Here is an 11,420-nt window from a genome sequence, read left to right on the forward strand (position 1 = left end):
GGCCGCGATCTCACCCTGCGAGTGACCGAGCACAGCGGCCGGCTCCACACCGTGGGCACGCCACACCTCGGCCAGCGACACCATCACCGCCCACAACACCGGCTGCACCACATCCACCCGCTCCAACCCCGGAGCACCCTCCACACCGCGCACCACATCCAGCAACGACCACTCCACGTGCGGCTCCAGCGCGGCGGCACACTCCGCCATCCGCGCCGCGAACACCGGCGAAGACCCCAGCAGCCCCACCGCCATCCCCGCCCACTGTGCACCCTGACCCGGGAACACGAAGACGGGGCGGGTGGCGGTCTGGGCGGTGGCGGTGCCCGTGGTGGTGCCGGGCGCGGCGAGGCCGTCGGCGAGGGCGGCCAGGCCGCGCAGCAGTTCGTCGCGGTCGCGCGGGACGAGGGCGGCGCGGTGCGGCAGGTGCGCGCGGGTGGTGGCCAGCGAGTGGGCGAGGTCGGCGGTGCCGTACTCCGGGTGGGCGGTGGCGTGCGCGGCGAGCCGGGCGGCCTGGGCGCGCAGCGCCGCCTCGCTCCGGGCCGACAGCACGACGGGCACCGCCTCGGTGGTCACCGGTGCGGCGCCGCCGGGCGGCACCGCACCGGGTTCCGCCCCGTCGGTCTCGGGTGCCTGCTCCAGCACGATGTGCGCGTTGGTGCCGCTGACGCCGAAGGAGGAGACGGCGCCCCGGCGCGGCCGGCCGGTCTGCGGCCACTTCTCCTCCTCGGTGAGCAGCTCCACACCGCCGCCGTCCCACTCCACGTGCGAGGTGGGGGCGTCGATGTGCAGGCTCCTGGGCAGGATGCCGTGGCGCAGGGACATGATCATCTTGATGACGCCCGCGACCCCGGCGGCGGCCTGCGCGTGGCCGATGTTGGACTTGACCGAGCCCAGGCGCAGCGGGTGCTCGGGGTCGCGGTCGCGGCCGTAGGTGGCGATGAGGGCCTGGGCTTCGATGGGGTCGCCGAGCCGGGTGCCGGTGCCGTGCGCCTCGACGGCGTCCACGTCGGCGGGGGTCAGGCCGGCGTCGGCCAGGGCGGCGCGGATGACGCGCTGCTGTGAGGGTCCGTTGGGCGCGGTGATGCCGTTGCTGGCGCCGTCCTGGTTGACGGCCGAGCCGCGCAGGACGGCGAGCACGGGGTGGCCGTTGCGCCGGGCGTCGGAGAGCCGTTCGACCAGCAGGACGCCGACGCCCTCGGACCAGCCGGTGCCGTCGGCGGCGTCGGCGAAGGCCTTGCAGCGCCCGTCGGAGGCGAAGCCGCCCTGTCCGCTGAGCCCGGCGAAGGCGGCCGGGGTGGCCATCACCATGACGCCGCCCGCCAGGGCCATGGAGCACTCGCCGCGGCGCAGCGCCTGCGCGGCCAGGTGGAGTGCCACCAGGGAGGACGAGCAGGCGGTGTCCACCGTCACCGCGGGTCCCTCCAGGCCGAAGGCGTAGGAGACGCGGCCGGAGACGACGCTGGCGGTGGTGCCGGTGAGCAGGTACCCCTCGTTGCCCTCGGAGGCGTTGAGCAGCGCGGAGTAGTCCTGGCCGCTGGAGCCGGCGAAGACGCCGACACTGGTGCCCCTGGCGGTCGCCGGGTCGATGCCGGCGCGTTCGAACGCCTCCCAGGAGGTCTCCAGCAGCAGGCGCTGCTGCGGGTCCATGGCGGTGGCCTCGCGGGGGGAGATGGCGAAGAAGGCGGAGTCGAAGCCGGCCGGGTCGGTGACGAAGCCGCCGCGCAGCCCGTCGCCGTCGCCGTCCGCCTCGCCGGCGCCGGGCAGGCCGGTGCCGGTCCAGCCGCGGTCGGCCGGGACGGGGCCCATGGCGTCGCCGCCCGCGCGCACCAGGCGCCACAGGTCCTCGGGCGAGCGGACGTCGCCGGGCAGGCGGCAGCTCATGCCGATGACGGCGACGGGTTCGTCGTCCCCGCCGGGGCGGGTGGCGGCGGCGCGCTCGGCCGCGGCGGCCGGGCTGCCCAGGAGCTGGTCGCGCAGGTGCTCGGCGAGCACCGTGGGCGTGGGGTAGTCGAAGACGAGCGTGGCGGGCAGCCGCAGTTCGGTGGCCAGGCCGAGCCGGTTGCGCATCTCGACGGCGGTCAGGGAGTCGAACCCGAGGTCGTTGAAGGCGCGCTGGGGCTCCACGTCCGCGGGCGAGCGGTAGCCCAGGACGGCGGCCGCGGCCTCGCGCACCACGCCCAGGACGAGCGCCGTGCGGTCCTCCTCGGGCAGCTCCACCAGCCGCCGCACCAGGGAGGAGACGACGGCCGGTGCGCCGTCGGCGGCGGCGCGGCGGGCGGCGGGGCGGACCAGGCCGCGCAGCAGCGGCGGCACGGCGTCGGCGGGGGTGCCGCCGCGCAGGGCGCCCAGGTCGAGGTGGGCGGGGACGACGACGGCCTCCGGGCGCGCGGTGGCGGCGTCGAAGAGGGCGAGGCCCTCCTCGGCGGCGATGGCGGTGACGCCGGAGCTGTTGATGCGCTCCAGGTGCGCGGTGTCCAGGTGGGCGGACAGGCCGCTGCGCTCGGCCCACAGGCCCCAGGCCAGGGAGTGGGCGGGCAGGCCGCGGGCGCGGCGGTGCTGGGCGAGGGCGTCGAGGAAGAGGTTGGCGGCGGCGTAGTTGCCCTGGCCCGGGCCGCCGAAGGTGGCGGCGAGCGAGGAGAACAGGACGAAGGACGCGAGGTTCTGGCCCGCGGTCAGTTCGTGCAGGTGCGCGGCGGCGTCCGCCTTGGGCCGCAGCACCGCGTCGACGCGCTCGGGGGTGAGCGCGGTGAGGATGCCGTCGTCGGACAGGCCGGCGGCGTGCAGGACGGCGGTGAGCGGGCGGTCGGCGGGGACGGCGGCCAGCACCCGGGCCAGCGCGTCGCGGTCGCCGGTGTCGCAGGCGGTGAGGGTGACGGTGGCGCCGAGCGCTTCGAGCCGCCCGGTGAGGTCGGTGGCGCCGGGCGCCTCGGGGCCGCGTCGGCTGAGCAGCAGCAGGTGCCGGGCGCCGTGGGCGCGGACCAGGTGCTCGGCGAGCAGGGTGCCGATGCCTCCGGTGGCGCCGGTGAGCAGCACGGTGCCCTCGGGGTCGAGCAGCGGGCCGCCCGTGGCGTCGGCGTGCGGGGCGCGGGCCAGCCGGGGGGCCAGCAGCCGCCCGTCCCGCACCGCCGCCTGGGGCTCCGCGCAGGCCAGCGCCCGCGGCAGCGCGCGGCGCGAGGCGGGGGCGGTGTCGAGGTCGAGCAGGACGAAGCGGCCGGGGTTCTCCGACTGCGCGGAGCGCAGCAGGCCCCAGGCGGCGGCCTGGGCCGGGTCGTCCACGGTGTCCTCGGCGGTGGCGGCGACGGCGCCGCCGGTGACCAGCGCCAGCCGGCTCCCGTCGAACCGCTCGTCGGCCAGGAGGCGCTGGGCCAGGTCCAGGGCGCGGTGGGCGGCGGCGTGGGCGGCGTCGGCGAGGTGGGCGCCGGGCGGGGTGAGCAGCGGCACCAGCAGCGTGCCGGGGACGGGCATCCCGGCCGCCACGGCCTCGGTGAGCGCGGCCAGGTCGGGGAAGCGGGCGTCGGCGGGCAGCCCGAGCGGGTTGTCCCCGATGACGACCCGTTCCCCGGCGTCGGCGGCACCGGCGTCGGCGGGGGCGTCGGCCGGGACGGGGGTCCACTCCACGTGGAACAGGGAGTCCGGGCGGGCGGTCCGCGCGCTGCCGAGCTGGTCGGCGGTCACCGGCCGGAACATCAGCTCCTCGACGGTGGCCACCGGTCGGCCCGTCTCGTCGGACAGGCGCACGGTGACGCCGTCGGTGCCGGTGCGCTCCAGCCGTACCCGCACGGCCGCGGCGCCCGCCGCGTGCAGGGTGACGCCGGTCCAGGAGAACGGCAGGCGGCCGCGCCCGGTGCCCATGCCGCCGTGGGAGTCCGCGAGGGCGTTGAGGTGCATGGCCATGTCGAGCAGGGCCGGGTGCAGCCCGAAGGAGCGGGCGCCCGGGGCGGCGTCCGCGGGCAGCGCGACCTCCGCGAACAGCGTGTCACCGCTGCGCCAGGCCGCCCGGAGCCCCTGGAAGGCGGGTCCGTAGGCGTAGCCGTTGTCGGCCAGGGTCGGGTAGAAGTCGTCCAGCGGCACGGCGGTGGCCCCGGGCGGGGGCCAGGCGGCCGCCGCGTCGTCGGCGGCCGGTGCCGGGGCGGTGCCGGCCGGGGCGAGGGTGCCGGAGGCGTGCCGGGTCCACGGCGCGTCGGGGTCGGCGCCGTCCGGGCGGGTGTGGACGGTGACCGGACGCAGCCCGGCCGCGTCGGCGGCGCCCACGGACACCTGCACCGCCACGCCGCCCTGCTCGGGCAGGACCAGCGGGGCGTGCAGGTTCAGCTCGCGGACCTCGCCGCAGCCGACCTCGTCCCCGGCGACGACGGCCAGCTCCACGAAGGCGGTGCCGGGCAGCAGGGTGGTGCCCAGGACCACGTGGTCGGCGAGCCACGGGTGGGTCTGGAGGGAGAGGCGGCCGGTGAACACGGTGCCGTCGCCGTCGGCCAGGCTCACCGCGGCGCCCAGCAGCGGGTGCTCGGCCGGGCGCTGGCCGAGCGCGCCCACGTCGCCGCCCCACCCGGTGGGCACGGCCGGCCAGTACCGCTCGTGCTGGAAGGCGTAGGTGGGCAGGTCGGTGCGGCGTGCTCCGGTGCCCGCGTAGAGGGCGGCCCAGTCGACGTCGACGCCGCGCACGTGCAGCTCGGTGACGGCGGTGAGCAGCGCGTCGGCCTCGGGCCGGTCCTTGCGCAGCGCGGGCAGGTGGGCGGTGCGGTCGGCGGTGCCGGCGTCCGCGGCGGCCTCGGTGCCCAGGGCGGCGAGCGCGCCGCCGGGGCCGAGCTCCAGGCAGGTGGTGACCCCGGCCCGGGCGAGGGTGGCGAGCCCGTCCGCGAAGCGCACCGCCTCGCGGGCGTGCCGCACCCAGTGCTCGGCGGTGCACAGCTCCTCGGCGGGCACCACGTCCCCGGTGCGGTTGGCCACGAGCGGCAGCCGCGGCTCGTGGTAGGTGAGGCCGTCCGCGACGGCGCGGAACTCCGCGAGCATCGCGTCCATGTGCGGGGAGTGGAAGGCGTGGCTGACGGTGAGCCGCTTGCTCTTGGCGCACCGCGCGGCGATCTCGGTGACGGCCGCCTCGTCGCCCGATATGACGACGGAGGTGGGTCCGTTGACGGCGGCGATGGACACGCCGTCGGTCAGGTGCGGGGTGATCTCGTCCTCGGTGGCCTGCACGGCGATCATCGCGCCACCGGACGGGAGCGCCTGCATCAGCCGGCCGCGTGCGGCGACCAGCCGGGCCGCGTCCTCCAGCGACCACACCCCGGCCACATGCGCGGCGGCCAGCTCACCGAGCGAGTGGCCCAGCAGGTAGTCCGGGGCCACCCCCCAGTGCTCCAGCAGCCGGAACAGCGCCACCTCCAGTGCGAACAACCCGGCCTGCGTGTACTGCGTCTGGTCCAGCAGCTCCGAGCCGTCGAAGACCACCTCGCGGACGGAGGCGCCCAGGTGGCGGTCCAGCTCCGCGCACACCGCGTCGAAGGCATCCGCGAACACCGGGAAGGCGCCGTACAGCTCCCGGCCCATCCCGGCCCGCTGCGCACCCTGACCGGAGAACAGGAACGCCAGTCCGCCGCCCTCCACGACGGTGCCGGAGCGGACCCCCGGCGCGCTCGCGCCGTCGGCGACGGCCCGCAGCCCGTCCAGCAGTTCGTCCCGGTCGCGGCCGAGCACGGCGACGCGGTGGTCGAGCGCGGCGCGGGTGACGGCGGTGGAGTAGGCCACGTCCAGCGCCCGCGCCGCCGGCCCGGTCGTCAGCGACTCCAGCAGGCGGGCGGCCTGGTCCGCGACGGCGCGCTCCCCGCGCCCGGACAGCAGCCAGGGCGTGACGGTGAGCGCGGTGGGCCGGGCCGCCCCGGTGCCGGCCCCGCCCTCGCCGTCCGGTTCGGCGGGTTCGGCGGGTTCGGCGGGTTCTGCCGGGGGAGCCTCCTCCAGCACGGCGTGCGCGTTGGTGCCGCTGATGCCGAAGGAGGAGACGCCGAAGCGGCGCGGCTCGTCGCCCTGGGGCCACGGCCGCGCCGCGGTGAGCAGTTCCACCGCCCCGGTCGACCAGTCCACGTGGCTGGAGGGCCGGTCGACGTGGAGCGTGCGCGGCAGCGTGCCGTGCCGTAGCGCCATGACCATCTTGATGATCCCGGCCACCCCGGCGGCGGCCTGGGTGTGGCCGAGGTTGGACTTCAGCGAGCCCAGCCACAACGGCCGGCCCTCGGGCCGGTCCTGACCGTAGGTGGCCAGCAGCGCCTGCGCCTCGATCGGGTCGCCCAGCGTCGTGCCGGTGCCGTGTGCCTCGACGGCGTCCACGTCGGCGGCCGACAGCCCGGCGCTGGCGAGCGCCTGCCGGATGACGCGCTGCTGGGACGGGCCGTTGGGCGCGGTCAGCCCGTTGCTCGCGCCGTCCTGGTTGACCGCCGAGCCCCGGAGCACCGCCAGCACCTGGTGGCCGTTGCGGCGCGCGTCCGACAGCCGCTCCAGCAGCAGCAGGCCCACCCCCTCGGACCAGGCGGTGCCGTCGGCGGACTCCGCGAACGCCTTGCAGCGCCCGTCCGAGGCCAGGCCGCGCTGGCGGCTGAACTCGATGAACATCCCGGGCGCCGACATCACCGTGACGCCCCCGGCGACGGCGAGCGCGCACTCGCGCTGCCGCAGCGCCTGCGCGGCCAGGTGCACCGAGACCAGCGCCGAGGAGCAGGCGGTGTCCACGGACACGGCCGGGCCCTCAAGACCGAAGGTGTAGGCGAGGCGGCCGGAGACGACGCTGCCCGAGGTGCCCGTCAGGTAGTAGCCCTCGATGCCCTCGGTGTAGCGCAGGAGCGAGGAGTAGTCCTCCCCGGACGCGCCGGCGAACACGCCCACCGGCCGCCCGCGCAGCGCCGTCGGCGCCAGGCCCGCACGCTCGAACAGCTCCCAGGCGGACTCCAGGAGGAGCCGCTGCTGCGGGTCCATGGCCAGCGCCTCGCGCGGGCTGATGTCGAACAGCGCGGGGTCGAAGTCCCCGACGCCGTCCAGGAAACCGCCGGAGTCGGCGTAGGAGGAGCCGCGCCGGTCGGGGTCGGCGTCGTAGAGCCCCTCCAGGTCCCAGCCGCGGTCGTCGGGGAACGCCGCGATCGCGTCCCGCTCGCCGGAGACCAGCTCCCACAGCTCCTCGGGCGAGCGCACGCCCCCGGGGAACCGGCAGCTCATGGCCACGATCGCGACGGGCTCGTGCTCCCCCGCCTCCAGCTCGCGCACCCGCTGCCGGCTCTGGTGGAGATCGGCGGTCACCCGCTTCAGGTACTCAAGGACCTTCTTGTCATCCGCCATGCCCCGCCAACCCCTTCAGGATGTCCGCACTCTCGATACGCACTGCTTCTTCAGGCCTCTCCGAACTCGCTGTCGATGAAGGCCAGGACCGCGTCGGCGTCCGCCGCGTCCAGTCGCTCGGCGACGCCGTCCGCCTCGTCCGCCCCCGGCTGCCCGTCCAGCCGGGCCACCAGCGCCCGCAGGCGTGCGGTGACGCGCTGCCGGGCGCCCTCGTCGTCCAGCGCGGACAGCCCCTCCTCCAGTCGGCCCAGCTCCGAGAGCACCGCCGTCTCCGGCGACTGTCGCCCCTCCCCCAGCCGGTCGCGCAGGAACTCCGCGAGCGCCGTCGGCGTCGGGTGGTCGAACACCAGCGTCACGGGCAGCGTTAGACCCGTCCTCGCGCTGAGCTGGTTCCGCAGGTTGACGGCGGTGAGGGACTCGAACCCGAGGTCGCGGAAGGGCCGCTTCGCGCCGATCGGCTCGTCGGAGTCGTAGCCGAGCACGGACGCCGCCTCGGTGCGCACCAGCTCCAGCAGCGCGCGGGACGCCTCGGCCGGGGACAGGGTGGCGAGCCGTGCCGTGAACGCCTCGGCTCCGCCGTCGGCGCCCCGCGCCCCGGCCGACTCCGCGAGGAACGCCCGGACCTCCGGCAGCTCGCCGAGCCAGGCCGCCGGGCGGGCGGCCAGGAGCGCGGACAGGAGCACCGGCCAGTCGACGTCGGCCACCAGCACGGCCGCCGCCTCGGGCGCGCCCGGGCCGGCGCCGTCACCCGGGTCGGCGCCGGTTCCGCCCGCGTCGCTTCGGCCCGCGGTGGCCAGGGCGGAGAGGGCCGCCTCGGTCGGCAGGACGGGCAGCCCGCGCCCGCGCGAGCGGTCCGCGAAGCCGTCGTCCGCGCGGGCGGTGCCGCCGTCGGCCCACGGGCCGAAGGCGAGCGCCGTGCCCGCCAGTCCCAGCGCCCTGCGGTGGGCGGCGAGCCCGTCCAGGTAGGCGTTGGCGGCCGCGTAGGTGGCCTGGCCGACGCCGCCGACCGTGCCGGAGACGGCGGAGAACAGCACGAACGCGTCCAGGTCCCGCTCCTCGGTGAGCCGGTGCAGGTGCGCGGCACCGGCCACCTTCGCCCGCGTCCCCTCCACGACCCGCTCCGGGGTCAGGGCGTCGATCAGGCCGTCGTCGGTGGTCCCGGCCGCGTGCACCACGGCCGTCGGCGCGTCCCCGGCGGCGTCCAGCCGCTCCAGCAGCGCCGCCAGGGCCGTGCCGTCGGTGACGTCGCAGGCCGCGAGGGTGACCCGGGCGCCCAGCGCGGTCAGTTCGTCCCGCAGCGCGGCGGCTCCGGGGGCGTCCGGGCCGCGGCGGCCGGTGAGCACCAGGTGCTCGGCACCGGCCCGCGCGAGCCACCGGGCGACGTGGCCGCCCAGCGCACCGGTGCCGCCGGTGACCAGGACCGTGCCGCGCGGGGCCCAGCCCGGCGCGGTGCCGTCCGCCCCGGCGCGCACCAGGCGCCGCGCGAAGACGCCCTGCGGGCGCAGCGCGAGCTGGTCCTCGCCCCGGTCCGCCACCAGCACCGCGCACAGCCGTTCGGCGGCGGACTCGTCCAGCTCGGCGGGCAGGTCCACGAGCCCGCCCCAGCGCTGCGGCAGCTCCAGCCCGGCCACCCGGCCCAGCCCCCACACCGCCGCCTGCGCGGGGTCCACGGGCCGGTCCGCGCCGCTGACGCAGACGGCGCCCCGCGTCAGGCTCCACAGCGGCGCCGGCACCCCGGCGTCCCCGAGCGCCTGGAGCAGCGCCACCGTCCCGGCCACCGCCGCCACGTCCCCGTCCGACGCGGCCGGGGCCGGCAGGGCCACCACTCCGGCGACGGACCCGGGTCCGATCCGCGCCAACTCGGCGGCCAGCGCGGCGCGCTCGGTCACCGCGACGCGGACGACCTCCGCGCCGTGGGCGGTGAGCGCGTCCGCCACGGCGTCCGCCGGCTTGCCGTCCCCGCCCGGCTCCCCGGGCACGGCCAGCAGCCAGCGGCCCGTCAACAGGGCCGGGCCGGTGCCCACCGACGCCGTCGGCCGCCACACCACCCGGTAGCGCCACGCGTCCAGCGCCGACCGCTCCGTCCGGCGCCGCCGCCAGGCGGACAGCGTCGGCAGCGCCGCCTTCAGCGGCTCCGCGTCGGCGCCGTCCAGCGCCTGCGACAGCGCCCCGAGGTCCTCCTGCGCCACGGCGTCCCAGAAGCGCGCGTCCACCTCGTCCACCGGGGCCGCCGCCGGTTCCGGCAGCTCCGGCCAGTAGCGGGTGCGCTGGAAGGGGTAGGTGGGGAGGGGGACGCGGCGGGGTGCGGCGTCGGTGAACAGGGTGCGCCAGTCGAGGGGCGCCCCGTGGGCGTGGGCGTGGGCCAGGGCGGTGTGGAGCTGGGCGAGGGTGCCGTGGTCGCGGCGGAGGGTGGGCAGGATGGCGGCGTCGGTGTGGGTGTCGCTGATGGTGTCGTGGAGCCCGAGGGTGAGGACGGGGTGGGGGCTGGTTTCGACGAAGAGGGTGTGGCCGTCGTCGAGGGCGGCCCGGGTGGCCTGCTCGAACCGCACCGTCTCGCGGAGGTTGCGGTACCAGTAGGCGGCGTTCATCGCGGTGCCGTCCAGGAGCGTGCCGGTGAGGGAGGAGTAGAGGGGGACGGTGCCGGGCCGGGGGGAGATGTCGTCCAGGAGGCGGAGGAGGTCGGTCTCGATGGCTTCGACGTGGGCGGAGTGGGAGGCGTAGTCGACGTCGATGCGGCGGGCGCGGACGTCCTCGCGCTCGCAGGCGGTGAGGAGTTCCTCGATGGCCTCGCGGTCGCCGGAGACGACGGTGCTGGCCGGGCCGTTGACGGCGGCGAGGGCGATCCGGCCGTCCCAGCGGGCGATCAGCTCGCGTACGCGTGCGGTGGGGTGGGTGAGGGAGAGCATGGCGCCGTGGCCGGTGAGGGCGGTGAGGGCTCTGCTGCGCAGGGCGGTGACCTTGGCGGCGTCGTGGAGCGTGAGGATGCCGGCGGTGGTGGCGGCGGCGATCTCGCCCTGGGAGTGGCCGATGACGGCGTCGGGGTGGATGCCGTGGTGGCGCCAGACTTCGGCCAGGGACACCATCACGGCCCACAGCACGGGTTGCACCACGTCCACACGGTCCAGCCCGGGTGCGCCGGGTTCACCGCGCAGGACGTCCAGCAGGTTCCAGTCGGTGAAGGGGGCGAGGGCGTCGGCGCAGCGGGTGATGTGGGTGGTGAAGACGGGATGGGTGGTGAGGAGGTGACGGGCCATGGCGGGCCACTGGGTGCCCTGGCCGGGGAAGAGGAAGGTGATGCGGGGGTGGGGGTGGGCCTCGGCGGTGTGGAGGTGGGGGTGGGGGGTGTCGTGGGCGAGCGCAGTGAGGGCGGCGCGGGGGTCGGGGCCGGTGAGGGCGGCGCGGTGGTGGTGGTGCGCGCGGGTCAGGGCGAGGGAGTAGGCCAGGTCGTCGGGCGGGGTGCCGGGGTGGTCGTGCAGGTGGGTGAGCAGGCGGGTGGCCTGCGCCCGCAGCGCGGTCGGGGACGCCGCCGACAGCACCCACGGCACGGCGGACGGCGCGGGCTGTGGCACCGGGTCCGCGACCCGCGCCGGCTCCTCGGCCGGTGGCGCCTGCTCGATGATGACGTGCGCGTTGGTCCCGCTGAGCCCGAAGGAGGAGATGGCGGCGCGGCGGGGGGTGGTGGTGGCGGGCCAGGGGGTGGGTTGGGTCAGGAGGGTGACGGCTGTGGTGTCCCAGTCGATGTGGGTGGAGGGGGTGTCGATGTGGAGGGTCTGGGGGAGGAGGCCGTGGCGGAGGGCGAGGATCATTTTCATGGTGCCGGCGATGCCGGCGGCGGCTTGGGTGTGGCCGATGTTGGATTTGATGGAGCCCAGGTGGAGGGGGTGGTGGGGGTCGCGGTTTTGGCCGTAGGTGGCGAGGAGGGCCTGGGCTTCGATGGGGTCGCCGAGCCGGGTGCCGGTGCCGTGGGCTTCGACGGCGTCGATGTCGGCGGGGGTCAGGCCCGCGTTGGCCAGGGCCTGGCGGATGACGCGTTGCTGGGAGGGTCCGTTGGGTGCGGTGAGTCCGTTGGAGGCGCCGTCCTGGTTGACGGCCGAGCC

General features: G+C 77.0%; 2 protein-coding genes. Both read right to left on the bottom strand.

Annotation, left to right across the window (positions count from 1 at the left end; translation table 11 throughout):
* Positions 1-7,323, bottom strand: a 7,323-nt coding sequence (locus OSB71_RS23730) for a type I polyketide synthase (protein ID WP_265950860.1), incomplete at its 3' end; no start/stop codon positions are given.
* A 50-nt stretch (positions 7,324-7,373) separates the two neighbouring features.
* The coding region (locus OSB71_RS23735) for a type I polyketide synthase (protein WP_265950861.1) at positions 7,374-11,420 on the bottom strand (4,047 nt) is incomplete at its 5' end.

Origin of the sequence: Streptomyces marinisediminis, assembly GCF_026262575.1 — a bacterium.
In the GTDB taxonomy this organism is placed as follows: Bacteria; Actinomycetota; Actinomycetes; order Streptomycetales; family Streptomycetaceae; genus Streptomyces; species Streptomyces marinisediminis.